The following is a 21,220-nucleotide window of genomic DNA, read 5'->3' as shown; positions in this document are numbered from 1 at the left end:
CCCGCCCCCATCCACTACCGTGTCCCCAGGCACGCATCGCCGCTGATCGGACGCGCTTGCCAGGACCGAATGCCGAGGACACACGTGCAGATCACGCCCCTGAACCCCGAGGATCCGCGCTCCCTGGGCGACTTCGAGCTCCTCGGCCGGATCGGCCAGGGCGGCATGGGCCAGGTCTTCCTGGGCGAGTCGCTCGGCGGTGAGCCCGCCGCGGTGAAGGTGATCAAACCGTCGGTGGTGGACTCCGAGTCCCGGCAGCGGTTCGCGCAGGAGATCGAGGTGCTCAAGACCATCTGGGGTCCGCGCATCGCGGCCTTCCTGGGCGCCGACGCTGAGGCGGAGCAGCCGTGGCTGGCCACGGAGTACGTGGACGGACCGGACCTCGCGCGGCATGTGACGACGCACGGGCCGCTGCCGTCGGTCCTCACGGCGGCGCTGGGCGCGATCCTCGCCGAGGCGCTGTCGGCCGTGCACGCGCAGGAGTTGCTGCACCGTGACCTCAAGCCGGCCAACGTGCTGCTGGGACCGAACGGTCCGAAGATCATCGACTTCGGCCTGGCGGCGTTCACCGAATCGTCCATCTCCCTCACCGCCCCGCACCAGGTGGTCGGCACCCCGATCTGCATGGCCCCGGAGCAGGCCGCCGGTGTGAAGCCGCTGACGGCGGCGGTGGACGTGTACGCGCTGGGGGCCCTGCTGCTGTTCGCCGTCGCGGGTCACTATCCGCATGAGGCGAAGACCCCGTACATGGTGTTCCACCTGGTTACGGACCCGGGTACGGCGCCTGACCTGTCCGGCGTGCCGGACGACCTGGCACCGCTGCTGACCGGCATGCTCGCCCACGGTGCCGAGGACAGGCCGTCGCTGACCGAGGTGGTGCAGCAGTGCCGCTCGGTGATCGAGGCCCAGGGCATGAGGATCGCTCAGGCGCGTCGCCGGCTCACCGCGCATACGACGGAGCGGCGCCGGCACAGGCCGGCACCCGCCGACAGCGTCCCCACGGTCGCCTGGCCCGCCCCCGCGAACGACACCCCGGTCACAGAGATCAGCCCGGCCGAGCTGGAGACACCGGCCGACATACCGGCGGCGGCCCCTCCCACCTTGATCGAGACCGCCCCCGGGCCCGCAGACGCCCCCCGGCCCGCGGACACCCCCGCCGCCGCCCGCCGCGACCGCCCCGCCCCCGGCCGCCGCCCGCCCACAGACCCCCGGCGGACCCCGGAGCCGAAGCCGACGCACACCCTGCGCCACTCCGTGCAGGCCCGCAGAACGGCGGCACGGCTGCGCACCGCGTACGCGGCAAAGGCCCCGTTCTGACACCCCCCGCCGGGCCGCCCGCTCCAGGCCCCGTCTCCCCTCCCCCACCCACCCCACATCCCCCGGCCCGGCCGCGGAACCCACCGCCGGCCCGCCTCACCCCCGTCCACCCCACCGACCCGACCGCCCAGGAGGCACCCGCGTGACCGCCGACGTGAGCACCGCTCCCGCGACCACCGGCGAGGACGCCCAGTTCCCGCCGGGCGCCCAGATCCTCGTACGGGACGAGGTGTGGCTGGTCCGCAACGCGACGCGCAGCGAGCACGACGGGGCCAGGATCGAAGCGGTGGGCGCGTCGGACTTCGTACGCGATCAGGAAGCGGTGTTCTTCACCGGCCTCGACCGGATCGAGCTGCTCGACCCGAGGCGGACCCGCCTGGTGCGGGACGACTCGCCGAACTTCCGCCGCTCCCGCCTGTTCCTGGAGGCCGTGCTGCGCAAGACACCGCTGCCGCAGGCGGAGCGCGGCCTGGCGCTGGCGGACTCCTTCCTCCTGGACGCCCTCCCCTACCAGCAGCGCCCCGCCGAGCTTGCCCTGTCGGGCCGCAATCTGCGCCCGCGCCTGCTCATCGCGGACGTGGTGGGCCTCGGCAAGACCCTGGAGATCGGCCTCACCCTGGCCGAGCTGATCCGCCGGGGCCGGGGCGAGCGCATCCTCGTGGTCACCCCGCAGCATGTGCTCGAGCAGTTCCAGCATGAACTGTGGACGCGGTTCGCGATCCCGCTGGTGCGGCTGGACTCGGTGGGCATCGAGCGGATCCAGCGGGAGATCCCGGCGGGCCGCAACCCGTTCACGTACTTCAAGCGGGTCATCGTCTCCATCGACACCCTGAAGAACACCGACCAGTACAAGCATCATCTGGAGCGCATCAACTGGGACGCGGTCGTCATCGACGAGTCGCACAACCTGATCAACAGGGGTTCCCTGCGCAACCAGCTCGCCCGCACCCTCGCCCCGCACACGGACGCCCTGCTGCTGGCCTCGGCGACCCCCCACAACGGTGACGCCCGCTCCTTCGCCGAGCTGATCTCCCTGCTCGACCCGGCCGCGATCCGCGACCCGGACCACTACCGCGCCGACGACATCAAGCACCTGTTCATCCGGCGCACGAAGGTCAGCCCCGAGGTGCGGGAGCAGATGAAGGGGCAGTGGGCGGACCGGGGCCCGTCGCGTTCGATCCGGGTGACGGCCACACCCGCCGAGGAGAAGATCTTCGAGGAGCTGGCGGCGGTGTGGCTGCCGGCCGACGGGTCGACGTCGGTCAGCGACGTCCCCCTGTTCCCGTACACGCTGCTGAAGTCCTTCCTCTCCTCCCATACGGCGCTGAAGGCCACGGTCACCACACGCATCAGGACGCTGGAGAAGAAGAACGCCCCCAAGTCGACGGCCGCCGAACGTGCGGCGCTGCACCGGTTGCTGGAGCTGGCGTCGGGGATGACGGAGACGGACTCGGGCAAGTTCGGGGCGCTGGTCGGACAGTTGCGGGAGATCGGGGTCGGGCCGAGGTCGGACACCCGGGTGGTGGTGTTCTCCGAGCGGGTGCAGACGCTGGAGTGGCTGGCGCGGACGGTACCGGCGGCGCTCGGTTTCAAGGGGAAGGCCGCCGAGCAGGCGGCCCGGGTGATGCACGGCGGCCTGTCGGACGAGCAGCAGATGCAGTGCGTGGAGGACTTCGGCCTCGCGGACACGCCCGTACGCATCCTGTTCACGGGCGATGTCGCCTCCGAGGGCGTCAACCTGCACCGCCAGTGCCATCAGCTCGTCCACTACGACGTGCCGTGGTCGCTGATCCGCATCGAGCAGCGCAACGGCCGTATCGACCGCTACGGGCAGGCGCACCAGCCGCAGTTCCGGGCGCTGATCCTCACCAGCGGCGTCGACGGCGCCAAGGACGACACCCTCGTCTCCGAGCGCCTGCTGGAGCGCGAGGCCGAGGCGCACCGGTCGCTGGGGACGGCGGAGGCGGTGTCCGGGCTGTACCGGGCGGAGGCCGAGGAGAAGTCCCTCATCCAGGATCTGCTGCGGGGGCGTGACGTGGACGAGTCCCTGGACGCCGACCGCACCTCCGGGAGCGGCGACAGCGACGGCGTGGACGACTTCCTCGCCGACTTCTTCGGCGCCGTGAACGACGAGCCGGAGGAGGACGCCGGCGCCTCCTCCGACGCGGGCGGCACCGGCGCGGTGCCCCGGGCCGACGTGCCCCGGCTGTTCGGCTCCACACGTGAGTTCCTCGACGAGGCGTTGCGCGAGGTGTATCCGGACGCGCACGACCGGCTGGACCTGTCCGCCGACCCGGACACCGGTCTGCTGTCCTTCGTCCCGCCCTCCGACCTGATCCACCGTCTCAAGGCGCTGCCTCCGGAGTACGTCCGTGAGCAGGGCCTGCGCGACCGGCTGAAGGTGACCTTCAACCGGCGGCTCGCCGACAGCAGTTTGACGCGGGCCCGTGCGTCCGCGACGTCGAGCTGGCCCGACATCTCCCTGCTGACCGATCTGCACCCGGTGATGGAGTGGCTCACGGACAAGGTCCTGGTCCGCCTGGACCGGCAGGAGGCGCCGGTCCTGACGGCGGACGTGCGGCGGCCTACGTATCTCGTCCAGGGCATCTACTCCAACGCCCTCGGCCGGCCGACCGTCGTCAAGTGGATGGCGGTCACCACGGACGGCGAGGTCGACGACGACATGGTGGCGGTGCTGCGCCGCGCCCAGGTCGGCCCGACGATGGCGAACCCGGGCCTCGCCCACGACACGGAACTTCTCGCCCAGGCCATCCCCGCCGTCCTGGACACGGCGGAGGCGTTCCTGGAGCGGCACCGTGAGGCATGGGACGAACCGTTGCGGGCGCCCATCGAGGAGTACAAGACGCGTCTGGGAGCGTGGGAGCAGCCGACGCTGAATGCGGGCGGCGGCTCCGGGCCGACCGCCACGCGCGACCGGCTCACCTCGCTCGCGGACTCCCTCCTCACCACCGGCCGCCCGATGCTCCGCGTCCTCGCCGTCCTCGCCCCGGCCGCGCACCCCGCCGCCTGACCGACACACCCAGAGGTTTCTCACGATGACGTTCGACTCCCTGGTCAACCGCGGCGACTACTTCTCCGCGCACTACCTCGCCGAGGTCCTCCCCAAGGATCTCAAGTCCGGTCTGCTCGCGGAGTGGAAGCAGCGCGAGGACGACGCCGCCGGCGCCGAGCGGCCCGAGGGTGCGCTGCCCGTCACCCCGCGCGCGGGCCTGCGGGCGCTGCGCCGTACCTACTTCGCGGCCCGGTCGTACTTCACGATGGACGAGGAGCGGGCGGCGACCGGCGATGACGCCGTGACGTACGACGCCCCCGAGTGGCGCGAGCGGGTGCGGACGCTGAACGCGGAGGTGCTGCGCGCGCTCGGTTTCGACGCCAAGCCGGGCACGCTCACCGTCGTCCGCGCGGACCAGTCGTACGAGGTGACGGTCGCGCACGCCGAGAAGGATCTCGTCGCCCTGGACTGCGGCTGGTCGGCCGAGCCGGACGACGCGCTGGACCCGGATGGGGCGGGGCGGCTGCTGGAGGAACTGCGTCTGGACGGCCAGCACACGGTCGCCACGGGGTCCAAGCTCGCGTCGTTCCTGTTCGCGTGTGAGGACGCGCCGCGTTATGTGCTGCTGCTGGTCGGCGGTGTCGTCGTGCTCGCGGACCGGGCGGTGTGGGGTGAGGGCCGGTACCTCGCGGTGTCGCTGGACACAGCGCTTGAGCGCAACGACACCAAGTCGGGCGGCGAACTCGACACGGTGGCCGCCCTGTTCGGCGCGGACTCGCTGCGTACGCCGGAGGAGGGTGGGGAGAACCCCCTGGCTTCCCTTGTCGACAAGTCCACGAAGCACGCGGTGGGCGTTTCGAGTGAGCTGCGGGACGGGCTGCGGCTGAGCGTCGAACTGATCGCCAACGAGGTCCTCGACCGGATCCGGGAGGGCGGTGTCCGCCCGGAGGAGGTCAAGGAACTGCCGGAGCTGGGACGGCAGTTGACGCGGGAGTCGCTGCGGTATCTGTACCGGATCCTGTTCCTGCTGTACGCCGAGGCCCGCCCGGAGCTGGGCATCCTGCCCTCGGACTACCCCGAGTACCAGATGGGGTACGGGCTGGGCCGGCTCGGTGAGTTGATCGCCGAGCGGGATCTGGTCGACGAGAAGTCCCGCAAGGGGTTCTACCTGTACGAGTCGCTGGATCTGCTCTTCGGCAAGGTGCAGGAGGGGTACCGGCCGCGCCGTACGCACGGGGTGGTGGAGGACGAGAAGGCGTCGGAGGACGTGGGGCTGCGGTTCGAGCCGCTGCACTCCAAGCTGTTCGAGCCGGAGGCGATCCGGCTGATCGGCGCGCGTGCGGTTCCCGACCCGCGCGTCGAGGGTGAGGGCGAGGGCGGGGAGCGGTTCATCGACACCCGGTTGCGCAACGAGACGCTGTACCGGGTGCTGCGGCTGCTGATGCTCACGCGGGGCAAGAAGCGGGAGCGCGGTGGCTTCATCTCGTATGCCCAGCTCGGGATCAACCAGCTCGGGGCCGTGTACGAGGGGCTGATGTCGTACTCGGGCTTCGTCGCGGGTGAGGAGCTGTACGAGGTCGCGAAGCACGGTGATCCGAAGGACGGTTCGTGGCTGGTTCCGGCGGCGAAGGCCGACGAGTACCCGGATGAGGTGTTCGTCCGGCAGAAGGACGAGGACACGGGCGAGGAGCGGCGGGTTCGGTATGCGCCGGGTGCGTTCGTGTACCGGCTGTCGGGGCGTGACCGGCAGACGTCGGCCTCGTACTACACGCCGGAGTCGCTGACCCGGGTGACGGTGCAGCTCGCGTTGCAGCACCGGTTGGACCAGGACGACACGGTGACCCAGGCCCGTGAGCTGCTGGACTGGAAGATCTGCGAGCCGGCACTCGGCTCGGGTGCGTTCCTCAACGAGGCGATCAACCAGGTCGCCGCGGAGTATCTGCGGCGGCGGCAGGACGAGTTGGGCGTCGCCATCGACACGGAGAAGTACGCGGTCGAACTGCAGAAGGCCAAGGCGTACATCGCGCTGCACAACTCCTACGGCGTCGACCTCAACAACACGGCGGTGGAGTTGGCGGAGGTGTCGCTGTGGCTCAACACGATGCATCCGGGGATGGAGGCGCCGTGGTTCGGGCTGCACCTGCGGCGCGGTAACTCGCTGATCGGTGGGCGTCGGGAGATCTACTCGGCTGAGCGTCTGAAGAAGGGCGGTTGGCTGGGGGCGACTCCGGAGCGCTTCCCGTTGTCGGAGGCGATGGCGGGGGCCGAGCTGCCTGATGGGGCGGTGCATCACTTCCTGCTTCCGGCGAAGGAGTGGGGCGCGGTCGCGGCCGAGAAGGAGGCGAAGGCGCTGGCGCCGGCGGAGGCGAAGGCGCTGGGTGCTTGGCGGAAGGCGATCACCAAGTCGCCGAGCGCCGCGCAGACGAAGCGGTTGCAGGGGTTGGCCCGGCGGGCCGAGTACCTGTGGGGGCTGGTGGTGCGGCGGCTGGAGATTTCGGAGCGGGAGATTTCGCGGCGGGTAGATGTGTGGGGGGCGGAGGACGGGTGGCTGCGTTCGCCTGAGGTCGCGGTGCCGAGGGAGAAGGTCAAGGCGGACTTGGAGGCGGTGGATACGCCGTATTGGCGTCTGAAGACGCTGATGGACGCGTGGTGTGCGCTGTGGTTCTGGCCGGTGCAGAGCGCTGCGCTGCTGGATGGTTCGCATGAGGCGTACGCGCGGGCGGCGGAGGTCGCCTCGCAGTCGGCGGGGTGGACGGTGTCGGCGGTCCCGGTTCCGGGGCAGGCGGGTGCGCCCGCGCGGGAGACGTACGAGTCGGAGGACCTGTTCGGTGACGTCCAGGTCGTCGAGGTCAAGGCGAAGGCCGCGCGGAGCGGTAGTCGCAAGGAGCAGATTCGCGGTGAGCGGCGGGCTGTGATTCCGCTGGCCTCGCTGGATGACTGGCTGGACTTCGCCGAGTCGTTGTTGGGGACGCAGGATGTGGCTGCGGACTCGTTGGTGGCTCAGTTCGACACGTTGGACGAACTGGAGCGGTACGAGGACGAGTTGCCCGAGTGGATGGGCATGGAGCGGTTCACCTCGCTGGAGTCGCGGTATCCGTGGGCGGGGGTTGCTCGGGATGTGGCTGAGCGGCAGGGGTTTTTCCATTGGGAGTTGGAGTTCGGCAGCGTTTTCGGCACACAAGGTGGGTTTGACTTGCAGGTGGGAAATCCCCCCTGGGTTCGGCCGGATTGGCAGGAAGATGCTGCCCTCGCCGAGATCGAACCATGGTTCAAACTGGCTTCGAAGCCCAGCGCAGAGGAGTGGCGGCTCCGAAAGACAGGTGCACTCGCGAGCGCGGCGACTCTCAGGCAGTACACGAAGGAATTCTCCGGGGTTATTGGCACAGCTACACTGCTTAGCTCTGAGTCAATGTACCCACTCCTCAGCAAGACACGCCCAGACCTCTATCGAGCATTCATGACTCGAGTATGGACCAACGCAAATATGCCTGGAATCACTGGACTCCTTCATCCAGATAGCCACTTCAGTGGAGTGAAAGAAGGAGCCTTGCGTTCCGCCGCATACAAGCACCTTCGAATCCACGCACATTTCGTCAATCAACGTCGACAACAGCTCTTTACCGAAGTCGACAATCACGTGGAATTCGGCATCCACATCTACGGGGCCGCTCAACGTGTTTCGTTCCTTCAAGCAGCATGGCTATACGCCCCCGAGACACTCATGGAGTCGCTCAAACACAATGGGTCCGGTTCGATCCCCGGACTCAAATATCGGGGCGACTGGGACCTTCGCCCCCACCAGGCTCGACTCGTACATATTGACGCCACCCGACTTCGCCAGTGGAACTTGCTTGCAGGTGACGATAGTACGCCGCCTACTGAAGCAGCGCTGTTGTACCCTGTGACTTCACTTGAGGAAGGAGCTATACACGCTCTGGCTTCGACTCAGAAGCGCGTCGGCGAGCTAAACCCCTTCATCAGTGGTGGCTACAACGAAAAAACCGCAAAGGATGACGGTCTAATCCGCTGGAATTCGTCTGCCCCAACTTCACTTAGTGAGGTCATCCTTCAAGGACCGCATTTCAGCGTCGGGACACCTTTCAATAAGCAGCCGAACATCCCCTGTAAGAGCAATAAGGACTACACCACTTGGGACTTGACAGAAATCTCTGCGGATGCCAAGCCCCACACCAACTACGTACGCGAGTGTGACTCAGGAAGGTACCTGTCAGCGCAAGACCGCTGGAATGGCGCTCCCTATACCGAGTACTTCCGTCTAGTGTGGCGCGAAATGGTTCCACCAGCCAACGAACGCAGCCTTTTCGGTGCGCTCTTCCCGCCTGGTCCCGCCCATATTCACGCTGTCCGTAGCATGGCTTTTTCCGATGACACGATGACAACGCTAGCAGCAGGGTTCTGGTCCTCTCTGCCTCTTGATTACCTGATGCGAATCACCGGCCGAGGGCATCTTGACGTCGCCGAGACCAAGAAAATGCCGGCGCCTAATCGTGATCACCCGCTGGCGTCTCCTCTTCTCCTTCGCACTCTACGCCTCAATTCGCTAACCAACGCCTACGCGCCCCTCTGGAATGGCTTGTTCGATCCCACATGGCCAGCCTATGAAGACTGGGCGAACCCAAATTGGCCTGGCGTCGACCCGCTAGCCACTCATCTAAAGCCATCCTGGAATTGGGACACACCCCTTAGAACCGAGCATGAACGCCGCGCCGCTCTTGTGGAAATCGACGCTCTTGTGGCCGTTTGGCTCGGGATAAGCGCTGACCAACTCGCAGCAATCTACACTGCCCGGTATGCCGTCCTCCATGAATACGAGTCAGAAATGTACTTCGACGCCGAAGGACAGAAGATCGCAAAGGCGTACCATGCTCGAGGGGTTAAGCAAAAGACGACTGACTACGCGGATCTAGCAGCCTATTTCGAGAATCCTGATGCGGTCCCGCCACCCCAGGGCTACACCGCCCCCTTCTACAAGGCCGACCGCGAGGCTGAGATGCGGGCCGCGCACGCGCACTTCCAAGCTCGCTTGGACAAGGAGATCGCTGCTGGTCGCCTGGCTCCCCCTGGGAACCGCGAGGCCTGAGGGCCGTTCGTCACAACGGCGGTCGGTGCTTCCTTGAAGGAAGAACCGACCGCCGTGGGCAGCCGTACAACCTCACATCTTCTCAAGCAACGCAACCCACGCCGCCGAACCCACCCTCAGCACGGGCGCTGCCTCCACCACCTGCTTCGAGTCCCGCACGTGAACGACCCCGCCAGCGACAGCGACTTCCACGCACTCGCCACCCTCGCCGCTGCTGTAGGTGCTCTTGTGCCAGACCAGTTCACCGTTCGCCCTAGCTTCGTCCACGGCGTTCATCTCTCTCCCAGTAGCTTCTCAACCAGTTGCAACGACTCGCGGGGCGTCAGTGCTTGCGCCCGAAGGATGCCGTACTGCTCCTCATGCTCGCGCACCGAAGCCCGTTCGAGGAGTAGGCGGCTTTCCTTCTGCACCTCCACATAGGCGATCCTCTGCCCTTTGGCCGTTTCGATCAAGGTGAACGGACCAGCCAGCGCCGCATGTTCGCTGACCTCGGTCGGCATGATCTGAACCTCGACGTTCCGACTCCGCCCTCGGAGGCAGATCTCCTCCAACTGCCCACGCCAGACTCTCCACCCGCCGATCGGCCGCCGCAGCACCGTCTCCTCGATCACAAAGCTGATCGTAGGCAAGGGCTTCCGGCCGAAGATCTCCTGCCGTGCGACACGCGCTGCCACCCGCTCGGAGATGACCGTCTCGTCCAGCAGAGGGCGCCGCGCGTCGAACACCGCCCGCGCGTACTCCTCCGTCTGCAACAGACCCGGCACAGCCTGGTTGGCGTAGACATGCAACTCAACCGCCTCCGCCTCCAACTTCGCCGCATCGCGGAAGAACGACGGATACCGCGCCCGAGCCACCTCCTCCTTCATCACCACCAACAGCCCGCCGGCCTCCAGCGCCGCGTCCGCCCGCTCGATGAACTCCGGCTTCGGAATCCGCCGCCCCAACTCGACCGACGCCACCATGTCCTCGCCGTAACTGAGCTTGGCTCCCAACTCCGCCCGCGTCAGCCCCCTGCTCGTCCGCAGCAACCGCAGCATCTGCCCGAAACACCGCAGGATGCCCGTCTCGCCGTCACCGTGAGTCGTAGTCACCGGTGCCCTCACCTCGCCCACCCGCACAGTGGCGCCGCCCGCACCACACCCGTCCATCACTCACAGCTCACTCTAGAGACACGCACCGTAGCCTTCGCGCCACTTGGCCCCTATTCCCCCGTACCGGGGACGAGCGCCCGCCCTCCCCGTACAGCCCTCGCCTGTACATGCCCTCATGCCAGGCCTCCGCCCCCGCCCCCGTCGACCTACTGATCGGCGAGGACCTGCACGTTCATCCCGTGCCTCTTGCGCTTGCCGAGAAGGGTCGGTCCGCGGCCGTGCAAGTGATCGGCCGGGCGTGCGCTCCAGGAGCGGCCAAGTCGTCGTCGTGATGCGGGCGACGCCGGCCAAGGGCGGGGTGTGAGGGCGACAGAGCGAGACCAGGAGGCCGACGGGGGCCCCCGGTGGCGTAGCAGGTGGGCGAGTGAGGAACGATCAAGTGCCGGGCAGGAATCGCAACGATGAGGTGGCACCTGCGGGATGGACGACGTCCGACGCCACGTCGTCACGAAACAGCGTTCGACCTGACAAGTCGGCTTGCCGCCGACCGAGTGCTCCTCGGTCCACATCGCGGGCCCGAGGCCGAGGGTGACGTCGGTGATGCCGAGTGCCTCGCGGGTCCCTTGTGTTCGCGGGGCAGTGGGCATTCACGCTCCGCTGGACACCCAGCGCGCCACCGCCGCCACTCCCAGCACCACAGCCGGTACCGCCCACGGCCACCGCATCACCCGCCGCACCGAGGGCGCCAGCCACAGTGCTCCCACCGCGCCTACCGAGACGACGGCCAAGGCACTGGCCAGCTCGATCCCACCGTACGCGGCCTGGTCCCAGTCGCCGTCCGGACGGGTGTTGATCGCCAGCCAGAGGAAGAACGCCGACACCAGGGTCAGCAGCACCACCGGCACGGCGAGGATCACGCGGAGCAGGCGGCGGTCGTCGTCGGGGTGGTGCGGGCGGTCGTCCATCGGGTGACGGGAGTGACCGATCTCCTGCCTGTCTCCGGTGTGCGAGGGTTTCGAGGACTGCATCAGCGGATCGCGTTCCTTGCCTGGTCCAGGTGATGGGCGAAGTCCCGGCCATAACGCTGCGCCTGGTCGTTCTCCCAGTACGGTCCCCCGTTGTACCGCGCGGCGAGCTCCTGTTGCTGCTCCACCGTCATTTCCTCCGGGGATACGTGGGCGAAGCCGCTCTCCGCTTTGAGCTGAGCCAGGTACTCGGCGGCGATGAAGATGTTCTGTCCCGGCTCCTGGAGCGACTCCTCCACGATGGTTCGCTGTTGACCGGTGAGGTTCTCCGGGTCGTAGCCGAGCACCTCGGCGCCACGCCGTACCTGGATGGCAATCGGCCCGAAGGACGTCTCGTCGGGGTCACCGCCCAGTCGTGACGGCAGGTTCTCCGGCGCGATGGGGCTCAGCGGGGAGGCCGCTTGTTCCCGGAGGGTGTCGGTGATGTCGTCGAGTGGGCCGGGCTGGCCGGCGATCTCCTTCCAGGCGATACCCGCCACCATCGACGGCGGCAGCCCGGAGTTCTGCGCAGCGGCCTTGATGATGTCCTTGTTGGCCCGTATCCATTCGGTCTTCTCCTGGTCACTGGAGGGCGGAATCCAGTAGCTGTCCGTTGCGCCCGGCAAAGAAGCGAGTTGTATCCGGATGCTTTGGAGCGTCGGGGAGACCAGCTTGTCCCCGGCCGTCGGGTAGTAGTCCTGCTTGGGACCGCTGCCCGGCAACCGGGTCACCGGGTTCCTGCTCGCCTCGGCCGCCTCGCGCCGGAGGTCGGGCATGGCAGCGGCGACGTCCACCCGCTCGGTGAGGAATACCCGGAAGTCTGGCAGCAGGTCGTACGCCTGCTTGAGTTCGTGGACACAGAGGGCGCGGGCCTCCGCCTCGGTGGTCCGCGCCAGGTCGAAGTCGCCGCCCGCCGCATCGTGCAGCCGGTTGGCCTCGTCTCGGATGTCGTCGACGTCCATGGTCAGCTCCGCAAAGAAGTCCAGGACGCCGGTGGTGGCGCGCATGTCCTCCCACTGGCGCATCGGCTCGGCCTCCTGAGCCGTGCGGGTGATCGCGGTGCCCTTGGTGTGGATCAGGTTCGCGAGCGCCTGCTCGTTGACCAGACCATTGGAGTAGTACGCCTTCGCCACCGTCAGCGCCTCCGCGTAGCGACGCAGCCCACCCGCGGCGTGCCCGTAAGCTTCGGCGAGCTCGTCCACCAGGCGGCGGCCCTCCACGAGTCTGGCTGTGTAGTGCGCGCTGCCTTTGCTGCGCCACTCGGTGTGCTTCTCTGCCCGCTCGGCCGCAGGAGCGACAGCCGTCAGGAGCGCCTGGATGCGGCCGAATTCGTCCGCGTTACGCTCCACCAGTGGCGGATTGCAGTTCTCCAAGAACTCGACGTCCTTGCGGTAGCTGAGTCCGTCGCTCATCGCGTTCCCGGCGAGACGTAACGGCCGTCGAGCACGGCCTCCAGGAACCGGCGGGCGGTCTCGTCCTCGATCTCCGCGAAGTCCCCGCCAGCCATCCGCAGTCGGGTCGACAGCGCTGCGAACAAGGCCATGGTGTCCAGGAACTGGTCACCCGCGAACTCGGCGAAGCGCTCCACCTGACGTGCCACGTCCTCGTGCGCCCTGGGATTCCGCGCCAGGGTGGTCAGCTCGGCGTCCGGGCGACCCTCGTGGAGAAGCCCGGCGATCTCCACCAGCAGGTTGGCGTTCCCGTTGATGGAGTCAGCCTTCGCCACCAGATCCGGCGCGCCTCCGCCAGAGTCTGCCGGCAGTTGGTTGAGCCGCATGCTGCCCTCAGCCTGCCGCGCCAACGCATCGACTTTCAGCTGCGCCCATTCTTGCTCGAAGGACACCCCGTCTCCTTCTGTTCCATCTGCATCTCTGCATGTCTATTGACGCCCTGTGGGCCGAAAGAGTTCAGGAGAAGTGCATCTCTACCGAACCCGGAACGGTTCAGGTTGCGCGGTCAGCACCGCGCAGGCCGCCAGTGCCGGGACGTACACCAGGCTGTGGCGCACCCCGCGCGGCTTCCGGGGGCCGGGAACCGGGGCCAACCGGCCCGGCAGCCCGGGCCGTTCGACCTCGGCGACGTCAGGCTGATCGCGGAGTTGCAGGACAACCCGCTCAACCCGCGACTACGCCGAAGCCCTGGTGTGCCGGTGACGGTGTTCGTGCGGGGTCTCCATACGCCCTTCCCTGGGCCTGCGGCAAGGACAAAAGAAGCCGCATATGGGCAGTGATTGGCGTGGAACCGCTCTTCCGAGCCGGGTGACCACCTTGGCATGATCAGGTCACATTCAGATGCAGGCGATGCATCTCTTACCGGCCCTTGCCTACGACTGGCGAAAGCTGTCGGACAGCGGAAAAGGCCTGGACGAGCACCAAGGAGAACCTATGAAGCTCAGGCAGTATGTGTGCGTCCTCCTGGCAACCACGGCGACGGCGCTGGGCGTAACAGTGGCCGCACCCAATCAGGCCGCAGCCGACACCGCTTACGGTTGCGGCTACCCGCAGGTCTGCTTCTATGACTCATATGAGGACTGGCAGGCCCGGCGCTGGGATGCGGCCTACAAGGACATCACCTCGACCTATCAGAACCTCACGCCTCAGGCGTACGGGAGCTACGCGATCTACAACTCCCGTAATGACGACGGGGTACTGCTCCACCACACCGACGGCTGGACCAAGTGCCTGGGTCCCGGCGGGGTGATGACGTATGGCCTCGCCGTGGTCGACAAGATCCGCATCATGAATTCCCCCACCTGCTCCTACTGACCTGCTCTCTGCAGTGAGCCATTTTCATCCTGGCTGACGGGCGGTCTCGGTGTCGTGCAGGACGAGGACGGCCTGCACGACCGCGGTCGCCCGGCGTGGGCAGCAGCGCGGCTTGGTCAGGATCTTCCAGGTCTTGAGGGTGGCGACGGCGCGTTCGCCGAGTGCCAGGGCCTTGGCGTGGAGGCCTTTGACTCATTCCCCGTGCGGCAGGTTCCACAGGTGGAGGGTGGTCTGGTCCTTGGAGACCGTGTACCAGGCGCCCTGCCCTGCCGATCGGGGAGGTCCCGAGACAGCGAAGGGATAGGCGATCCGGCCGCGCAGGGCCATCGTCTGCGGGTCGACCAACCAGTGGCGGGGGTCCTCCGCGGAGTACTCGGTGCCGACCATGGCGGTGCCGTCGTAGGGGAACGCCGCCGCCTCGTAGTCCCAACGAACGCGCTCGCCGGCCGCGCTTGCGGAATGGGGAACGGCTTCCGCGGCGTCCAGGCTCCGCAATTCCGTGCCATCCTCCGCCCGGTGCAGGTAGAGGGACCACTGCCCCGTATCCGTGGTCACGAAGTACTCCCCGGACGGGCCCACGGCGAGGAGGACCTCCTCGGCGAACCGCTGGACGGTGAGGTCCGCGCCGTCCCACTGTCCCCACAGCACGGACGCGTTCTCCTCGTCCGCGAGAACAGTCAGCCCCATGTACGCCGAGTTCGGATGGGGGAAGTGGAGGGAGCCCGATCCCACGGTCATCGTGTCGGCCCGGGTCAGCACCGTGCCGTCCGCGGGGTCGAGGATCAGCCATTCCTCATTGATGTCGCGCCCCGCGCGGTTGCGGACGTGTGCCCACAGGAGCTTGCCGTCCGAGGAGAAGGCCGCCGAGCCGCTGTCCGCGTGGCCGTGGCGGTAGTCGTCGGCGTACTCGGCGAACGAGGCATGGGCCCCGGTGCACACGGCGGCGGACCAACAACCGTGCCGGATCTCCCACCGCACGGCGCCGGTCGCGTCCACGGCTCGCAACGCGTGCACGCCGGCGAACATGGCAACGTCACCCGTGGGCGAGACTGTCACCGAGCCGTACCGGCGAGGCCAGGGCGCGGGGAAGCGGACCACCGTCCCCTCCCCGTTGAGGTCGCGGACGGCCAACTCGGTGTCCCCGCGCTGGAGGAGAAGCCTGCGCCCGGGCCAGTGCAGCACCTGGGGGGCGTCCGCCGATACAGGGTCGAGCGGGGCCGCGGCGGTCGCTACGAGACGGGCAGCGACCTGGGCGGGACCCCCGTGAGCAGCATCGTTTGGCATCGTCGCATGCTTTCACACTCGTCGGATGGTGCAGCTGACCTGAAGCCGCCCGCTTTGACCTCCGCGGCAAGATCGCGAAGCCGTGCGGCAGTATTCAGGAGTTCCCTACCGGGAATCGACGACGGGGGAGAGGGCCTTCCGATCCCCTCCCCCACGCGCGTCCGGACACCGCCGCTCTCAGTGCGGCAGTGGGGGCCCGTTTCCGGTGGTGATCCTGCGGCTCTCTCCGGGCGCCGCAGGGGAGTTGGGACTTAAGGGATCACCACGTACGGGCTGTAGTAGTAGGCGCCGCTGTTGACGTCCTTCATGCGCACTCTGCAGGATCCCTGGTCGCCGACCGAGAAGACGAAGCTCTTCCGCTGACCTGCGGAGATGGAGAAGGCGCCGTTGTCGTCCTTCTGGAACCCGTTGATGCACATCAGTCTGAACCGCACGGTCACAGTGGAGCCCGAATACTTTGCGTAGGCTGCGTCGTATCCGTCGGGGGAACCCGAGATGCCAGTGGCGCAGAGGTCGCCATTCGTGAGGTACGAGCACTTCGTCGGGCCGAAGCCGAGGGTGCCCATCGTTCCGGCTTGGGCTTCGGTTGCGGAGAAGGCGGTGAGCGGTACGGCACAGGCCACCGCCAGTACGAGAGAGCTCAGCTTACGACGGAGTGTCACTTGTCGCTTCCTTTCGTGGGGTGGATTTTCATGCGCGCTGGCGCACTTATTGCCCGCCCGCCCTTCCGGGCGGTTTTCGCTGCCCGTCCGGCCGGCGGACAGCTGGGACTGATTCATGGCGACGCCGTGGACCGACCGCTTCGCACCTCAGCCGTCGTCAGCCCCGTTTCCGTCGCCGTCGAGTAGCTCTTCGACGGTGATGTGTCACGTGTGGACGCCGAGATCGTCATCCCTTGGATCGCGGGCTTGAAGCAAGGTGTCGTAACCGCATGTCTTGACGAAATCGACCGCGGTTCCCTTGAGATGGACGACTGCCCTTACGTCCGCCACGGTTGCCGGGATTGTGGCGAAGAGTCTCCTGCCTCGCCGCCGCACCAGCGGCCCCGTTACGCGAAACGACACGGCCATCTGACCCTTCTGACCAGGCAACGGACGCCTGGCCGACATGTCACTCACGGGCAATGCTGCACCTTGTAATGTGCATGATCATGCCGTGGTCATAGTCCTCCCGGGTAGGCGAAAACCGGACAGCGAGTCCCGGGTCCACTGGCTGGTTACCGACCCTTCAAAGCGTGATGTCCTCATGATGATTGGGGCAGGCCGGTGCCGGTGAGGCAGCCGTCGAGGACGTCGTGTCGCTACTGGAGCCGGCGTAGTGGCCCAGCGGGCTAGGAGACGGCTTCGGCAGCCCCTGCTTCCTGGCGGGCCGGCCGCCCGCCGTGCCCGTCCTCAGTCGGCCTCCCGGACGCGGGCAGCGGTCCGCTCGGCGAGCTCGCGGACGCCGTTCGCGGCGTTGTCCGAGAGTTCGCCGAGTACGGCATCGGCGGCGGTGAGGAGGGCACGGGCCTCCTCGGGGCGGCCCGCGTCGGCCAGGGCGAGGGTGAGCTGGTAGTGCTCCTCGGCGATGAAGCGGCCGAGGTTGACCCGGTGCCAGTGGCGCAGTGAGTCGTCGCCCGGGGTGGCCAGGGCGTCGCGCACGGCGGCCAGGCTGTCCGCCGCCTGCGGCAGCCGGCCCGCCTCCCGCTCCAGGCGGGCGAGGGTGTGCCGGGCCGAGGCCCGATCCCACGCCGTCTCGTTCGCGGATCAGCGTCACCCGCGCGAGGTCCGCCCTCCCACGTACAGCCCCCGCCTGTACACCCGCACCCGCGTGCTTCAGCGCCACTCCAGGAACACCGTGTCGTTGGTCAAGGACTCGGCGGAGACAGGAACCGCGGCCCCTTCCCCCGAGGTCGACACCACCCGGAAGTCGCCCAGGCCCAACGGCTGCCCCGAGCGGTCGTTGGGCGAGTGAACGGACGCGATGAACTTCTCACCGCCCGCCGCGACCACCATCCCCTCGGCGACCCTCCCGTCGTCCTCGCGCACCACGGCGACGGCGTTGCCCTCGGCACGGCCGGTACGGGCGTCCACGGTCCGGAAGGTGCCGGACTGGGCGCGGCACAGCACCCGTTCATCCGCGACCCAGCCGACGATGCCGACGCACCCGCTGAGCAGGGTGGCGGAGCGGCCCGACGCCGCGGTGAGCGGTCCCGAGGAATCCCGGGTGTAGAAAACGTGCCCGTAGATCTTCGGCGCGGTCGCGGTGAGGCGGCGGCCGTCGGGAGCGAGGTGGACCATGTTGGCCTGGACGGCGCGCGAGGGCTTCCCGGTGACGGTCAGGGGGAGGTCGTGCCCGATCGCCGGGCCCTCGTCCGACAGCCGGTGATCCCCTTCCGTGGACCGCGAGCCGATCCTGCGCTCACCGTCGGCGGTGATGTACGAGAACCACACGCTGCGCCCGTCGGGCGCCATCACCGCGTTCTGCTCGTCGTCGCCCTCCGCGTCGCTCAGACTCACGAAGTCGTCGGCGTTGCCCTCGCTCTCCACGTAGCCGGCGTGCGTCGTCCTGCCGTCCGGGTCCCGGAGCACCACCGCCATGCGCGTGTACGCCAGGTCGAACAGGGCGCGGACCCGGGGAGTCACGTACTCGAGATCGTCCACGGCGTAGGGCGACGGGCTGTCCGAACTCACTCCGCAGAGATCCACGAGAGGACTGTTGACGTTTTTGACGTCCGGGTAGTTGGTGAACGCGGCGTCGACCGGGATGAAGAAGCCCCGCGTCCCGCGCAGTTCCCACCGCTCGGGATCCCAGGCCTGCACGGTGACCCCGGCGTACCGTGCGCCCATGCTGCACGTGGCGGTGACGACCGTGTCCTCGCGGGTGAACGGGCTGTCCGGAAGGGTGTATCCGCGGTTGCCCCAGTAAGGCGCCGAGGGACCCGGCTCCGGCCCTTCCTCCTCCTCGGACTGCGAGGAGCCGCACCCCTGGACGCACAGGATGGCCAGCACGGCGGCCAGGACCGCGGCCTTGCCCGTCAGAGCCCGTAACACTGCCCCTCCTCGGGCATGTCGTCACACGACGTCCAGGGCATGGCCCCGAAGACCCAGCTCTGCCGGGGGTTCTCCGGGACGGACTCCGTGCGGATGCGCAGCGGCTCGCCCTTGTCGTCCTTCAGTTGGACCCACCGTCCTTCCGGCCGGTAGGTGTCGTTGTAATGGACCTGGATGCCCCATTCGCAGATCTGTCCCCGCGGCGCGATGACCTCCGCCCGGAGCCCGCCCGAGGACTGACCGTTGCCGACCTCGACGAAGCGGTTCTCGAAATAGGGCTCGCCCTGTCCTTCGGTTTCGTCGGTCAGCACCGGTTCGTCGGCGCGGGGCGGAAGGTGCAGCCGGATACCCTCATAGGCGGCCCCACCCTGCGGCGGAAGGCCGACGACGGCCTGCGCGGTGCTCTCCCGGCACGAGAGGTCCGTGACCTTCCAGTCGTTGATGGTCACCGCGTACTGGCGTGTGCTCATCACGGTCATCTTGAAGTTGTCCGAGAACTCCATGCGCCCACTGGAGGTCTGCCCCTCCAGGTAGCGCTGCGGAGCGTGCTCCAGCAGCGGCGCGTAGGCGAGCGGCCGGCCCCCCAGGGACTTGAGGTAGGAGAAGACGTCCGAACTGGCCTTCATCTTCCGGATCTCTTCGTCGGTCAGCGTCCGGTCGAGCACCATCGCCCACTCCCGGGGCTCACTCTGCTCGGGCTGGACGGACACCGTGAACGGCGGCTGGGAGGCGTCGTACGCCTTGTTGGAGTCGTTCTCCTTGGTGACGCTCGGCCCGATCATGGCGTACGCCAGCAGCGCACCGCCCAGACCTCCCAGCACAGCGCTCACCGCCGCCACCGTCAACCACAGCCTCCTCTTGCGCCGGGAGGCTCCGGCAGGCACGCCGAGCGCTTCGGGAAGGACCGTCCGCAGACCGTCGTCGGCCCCGCTGCCCGCGCCGGGGGACGCCGGGGGCTGAGGAGGAGGCGGAGGCGGCACGTCCGGGGGCCGCGTCGGCGGGGGCGGTACGGGGGCGGGCGGTGAGGTACCGTCCGGGGTTCCGTTCTGCCCTGCCGGTCCCGGAGTGGTGCTGCCCCCGGTGATCCCGGCGGTGTCCGGCCGGGGTTCCGGTGTCCCGCCCGCTGGCGCGGTCGCCGTCATGCCGTCCCCTCACGACGTGATAGGTGGTGTTCCCGCTCGGCGGCCCGGCGCGGAGCCCCGTGCGGAACCCCCGTCGAGGGCCGACCGTCCCTCATCACCCACCCTAGGGACAACGGCTCTTGCTGTCCGCAGGGTTGACAGCGGCGGGTCGTGGAGGCGGGCCGCCGGTGAGGAGCCGCGGCAGGTCGAGCAAGCGGCACATACCGTATACACACCGACACGGCGCCTCTTCCCCCCACACCCCGTACCGGCGTCCCACCGGCGTACAGCACCCCGTCGTACAAGCGTCGCTGCTGGTGGCGGCACCGACGCAGCCACAACGCTGAGCACATGCGCACCTCATCCTCTCCGCTCCGCCCCTCTCGCCCCACCGACACCGTGGAGTTCGCGATGGCCTTCACCTCCACTCCGCGAGGAGCCCGGCTGGCCCGGCTGTTCGTCTCGCACTGCCTGAACGCTTGGGGGCACCCGTATGACAGCGGCGTCAACGAGACGCTGGCCCTGATCACCGCCGAGCTCTGCGCCAACGCCGTCCAGCACGGACGCGTCCCCGGCCGGGACTTCCACGTCCGGCTCGCCGCCGAGGCGGACGGCGGGCGGCTGCGCGTGGAGGTCTCCGACACCCGCACCGAACGCCGGCCCACCGCCACCGCCCCCACGGACCCCAACCCCGACTCCGAGTCCGGCCGCGGCCTCCTCCTCGTCGCAGCCCTCGCCGACGACTGGGGCGTCACCGACCGCCGCGACGGCCCCGGCAAGACCGTGTGGGCGGTGACGAACACCGCGCCGAAACACCGGGAATCTGGGCTGTGCTGTCCGTAACGTGCTTGTCCGCTGCCCGAACGGCGCTGCGCCGGGCGCCGACCGAAGAGCTGGAAGCAGCCCGGGCGGCCATCGGGAGCTGCCCAATCGGGCACACTGGCAGCACGTGCGGCTCTGCTGTTCACGAGGGGACGAGGGGACCTTATGGACGTTTGGGCCATTATCGCTGCGCTGTCGGCGGTCCTGGGAAACCTGATTGCGATTGTGGTTGCTTTGACGAGCCTGCGAAGGGCAGATAAGGCACTCGAGCAGGCGCAGGAGATCGCTCGCGAGGCTCGGGACGCTCACTATCGCATTGAGGGGGCCGCGTCGGCGATCGCGTGGCGTGAACAGGTCGTCGGCCTGCACGACCGCGGTCTCACGCCTGAGCAGATCAGGCGAATCATGGAACTGGAAGACGAGGGCGAGGGATACGAGGAGGGGAACGGCCGTATCGACGACATCCTGCGTGATGTCCCTCGGCGACAGGGCGGATGAGACATGAGGTAGGCGTAGCGACTCTGGCCGGGAGCTGCTTTGGCGCCGTGGAGCCCACGGGGCCTCCGCCCACCAAGTCGGCGGTGGGCCGGGAGCCGTGAGTCGCGTCCGGTGCGGTCGGCGGTTGCGGGATGGGACCAGGTGGGTACGGATGTCCGAGGTGGGCGGTATT

Annotated in this window: 16 protein-coding genes and 1 pseudogene; 6 read left to right on the top strand and 11 right to left on the bottom strand. The window is 68.2% G+C overall.

What is annotated here, in order from left to right:
• The first annotated feature begins 84 nt into the window (after positions 1 to 84).
• The 3 genes from AB0L56_RS10625 to AB0L56_RS10615 all read left to right on the top strand — a co-directional run bounded on the left by AB0L56_RS10625 (position 85) and on the right by AB0L56_RS10615 (position 9,431).
• The gene (locus AB0L56_RS10625) at positions 85 to 1,317 is read left to right on the top strand and encodes a protein kinase (RefSeq protein ID WP_365421297.1); all 1,233 of its coding nucleotides are present in this window, start codon (positions 85 to 87) and stop codon (positions 1,315 to 1,317) included.
• Positions 1,318 to 1,459: 142 nt separating this feature from the next.
• Positions 1,460 to 4,348, top strand: a complete 2,889-nt coding sequence (locus AB0L56_RS10620; protein ID WP_365421295.1) for a DEAD/DEAH box helicase — start codon at positions 1,460 to 1,462, stop codon at positions 4,346 to 4,348.
• A gap of 25 nt (positions 4,349 to 4,373) precedes the next feature.
• Positions 4,374 to 9,431, top strand: coding sequence for a class I SAM-dependent DNA methyltransferase (locus AB0L56_RS10615; protein WP_365421292.1), 5,058 nt, complete (start codon positions 4,374 to 4,376; stop codon positions 9,429 to 9,431).
• Between the two features lie 72 nt (positions 9,432 to 9,503).
• Here the strand turns inward: AB0L56_RS10615 and AB0L56_RS10610 are convergent, their stop codons facing one another.
• The 5 genes from AB0L56_RS10610 to AB0L56_RS10590 all read right to left on the bottom strand — a co-directional run bounded on the left by AB0L56_RS10610 (position 9,504) and on the right by AB0L56_RS10590 (position 13,369).
• Positions 9,504 to 9,707 carry a DUF397 domain-containing protein gene (locus tag AB0L56_RS10610; RefSeq protein WP_365421289.1) on the bottom strand — a complete coding sequence of 68 codons (204 nt, stop codon included), beginning with the start codon at positions 9,705 to 9,707 and terminating at the stop codon, positions 9,504 to 9,506.
• Complete coding sequence (locus tag AB0L56_RS10605; protein ID WP_365421428.1) at positions 9,704 to 10,468, bottom strand: helix-turn-helix transcriptional regulator; 765 nt, start codon at positions 10,466 to 10,468, stop codon at positions 9,704 to 9,706. The genes AB0L56_RS10610 and AB0L56_RS10605 overlap by 4 nt, the downstream gene beginning before the upstream one ends.
• Positions 10,469 to 11,169: 701 nt before the next feature.
• Positions 11,170 to 11,550: a hypothetical protein gene (locus AB0L56_RS10600; protein ID WP_361029517.1), complete on the bottom strand. Its 381-nt coding sequence runs from the start codon at positions 11,548 to 11,550 to the stop codon at positions 11,170 to 11,172.
• Positions 11,550 to 12,938, bottom strand: coding sequence for a hypothetical protein (locus AB0L56_RS10595; protein ID WP_365421286.1), 1,389 nt, complete (start codon positions 12,936 to 12,938; stop codon positions 11,550 to 11,552). Before AB0L56_RS10595 ends, AB0L56_RS10600 begins: the two co-directional genes overlap by 1 nt.
• Positions 12,935 to 13,369: a hypothetical protein gene (locus tag AB0L56_RS10590; RefSeq protein WP_361029511.1), complete on the bottom strand. Its 435-nt coding sequence runs from the start codon at positions 13,367 to 13,369 to the stop codon at positions 12,935 to 12,937. Before AB0L56_RS10590 ends, AB0L56_RS10595 begins: the two co-directional genes overlap by 4 nt.
• 541 nt (positions 13,370 to 13,910) lie before the next feature.
• On the opposite strand from AB0L56_RS10590, the gene AB0L56_RS10585 reads away from it, so the two are divergent.
• Positions 13,911 to 14,291, top strand: a complete 381-nt coding sequence (locus tag AB0L56_RS10585; protein WP_361029508.1) for a hypothetical protein — start codon at positions 13,911 to 13,913, stop codon at positions 14,289 to 14,291.
• 24 nt (positions 14,292 to 14,315) lie between these two features.
• Here AB0L56_RS10585 and AB0L56_RS10580 read toward each other — a convergent pair.
• From AB0L56_RS10580 to AB0L56_RS10555, 6 genes and pseudogenes are all read right to left on the bottom strand, one after another.
• Positions 14,316 to 14,471 (bottom strand): annotated as a pseudogene (locus tag AB0L56_RS10580) (IS5/IS1182 family transposase); the annotation flags it as partial.
• A 12-nt stretch (positions 14,472 to 14,483) separates the two neighbouring features.
• Positions 14,484 to 15,473: a hypothetical protein gene (locus AB0L56_RS10575; protein ID WP_365421283.1), complete on the bottom strand. Its 990-nt coding sequence runs from the start codon at positions 15,471 to 15,473 to the stop codon at positions 14,484 to 14,486.
• Positions 15,474 to 15,826: 353 nt separating this feature from the next.
• On the bottom strand, positions 15,827 to 16,237 hold the full coding sequence (locus AB0L56_RS10570; RefSeq protein WP_365421280.1) for a hypothetical protein: 411 nt from the start codon (positions 16,235 to 16,237) through the stop codon (positions 15,827 to 15,829).
• 729 nt (positions 16,238 to 16,966) lie between these two features.
• The gene (locus AB0L56_RS10565; RefSeq protein ID WP_365421277.1) at positions 16,967 to 17,215 is read right to left on the bottom strand and encodes a hypothetical protein; all 249 of its coding nucleotides are present in this window, start codon (positions 17,213 to 17,215) and stop codon (positions 16,967 to 16,969) included.
• 174 nt (positions 17,216 to 17,389) lie between these two features.
• Positions 17,390 to 18,607, bottom strand: a complete 1,218-nt coding sequence (locus AB0L56_RS10560) for a hypothetical protein (RefSeq protein WP_365421274.1) — start codon at positions 18,605 to 18,607, stop codon at positions 17,390 to 17,392.
• A complete protein-coding gene (locus tag AB0L56_RS10555; RefSeq protein ID WP_365421271.1) occupies positions 18,592 to 19,437 on the bottom strand; it encodes a hypothetical protein in 846 nt (281 codons plus the stop codon). Before AB0L56_RS10555 ends, AB0L56_RS10560 begins: the two co-directional genes overlap by 16 nt.
• 642 nt (positions 19,438 to 20,079) lie before the next feature.
• Between AB0L56_RS10555 and AB0L56_RS10550 the strand changes: the two genes are divergently transcribed.
• Positions 20,080 to 20,571 carry an ATP-binding protein gene (locus tag AB0L56_RS10550; protein WP_365421268.1) on the top strand — a complete coding sequence of 164 codons (492 nt, stop codon included), beginning with the start codon at positions 20,080 to 20,082 and terminating at the stop codon, positions 20,569 to 20,571.
• Between the two features lie 144 nt (positions 20,572 to 20,715).
• A complete protein-coding gene (locus AB0L56_RS10545) occupies positions 20,716 to 21,048 on the top strand; it encodes a hypothetical protein (protein WP_365421265.1) in 333 nt (110 codons plus the stop codon).
• Positions 21,049 to 21,220: the final 172 nt, after the last annotated feature.

It is taken from the genome of Streptomyces sp. NPDC052079, from assembly GCF_040680275.1.
Taxonomy (GTDB): domain Bacteria; phylum Actinomycetota; class Actinomycetes; order Streptomycetales; family Streptomycetaceae; genus Streptomyces.
The sequence above is the reverse complement of the archived record's forward strand: the minus strand, read 5'-3'. Positions and strand labels throughout refer to the sequence as shown.

Excerpts from the sequence above, each read along its gene's own strand:
- AB0L56_RS10595 (WP_365421286.1), bottom strand. The coding sequence starts at position 12,938 with ATGAGCGACGGACTCAGCTACCGCAAGGACGTCGAGTTCTTGGAGAAC.
- AB0L56_RS10610 (WP_365421289.1), bottom strand. The coding sequence starts at position 9,707 with ATGAACGCCGTGGACGAAGCTAGGGCGAACGGTGAACTGGTCTGGCAC.
- AB0L56_RS10545 (WP_365421265.1), top strand. The coding sequence starts at position 20,716 with ATGGACGTTTGGGCCATTATCGCTGCGCTGTCGGCGGTCCTGGGAAAC.
- AB0L56_RS10550 (WP_365421268.1), top strand. The coding sequence starts at position 20,080 with ATGCGCACCTCATCCTCTCCGCTCCGCCCCTCTCGCCCCACCGACACC.
- AB0L56_RS10605 (WP_365421428.1), bottom strand. The coding sequence starts at position 10,468 with ATGCTGCGGTTGCTGCGGACGAGCAGGGGGCTGACGCGGGCGGAGTTG.
- AB0L56_RS10615 (WP_365421292.1), top strand. The coding sequence starts at position 4,374 with ATGACGTTCGACTCCCTGGTCAACCGCGGCGACTACTTCTCCGCGCAC.
- AB0L56_RS10585 (WP_361029508.1), top strand. The coding sequence starts at position 13,911 with ATGAAGCTCAGGCAGTATGTGTGCGTCCTCCTGGCAACCACGGCGACG.
- AB0L56_RS10600 (WP_361029517.1), bottom strand. The coding sequence starts at position 11,550 with ATGCAGTCCTCGAAACCCTCGCACACCGGAGACAGGCAGGAGATCGGT.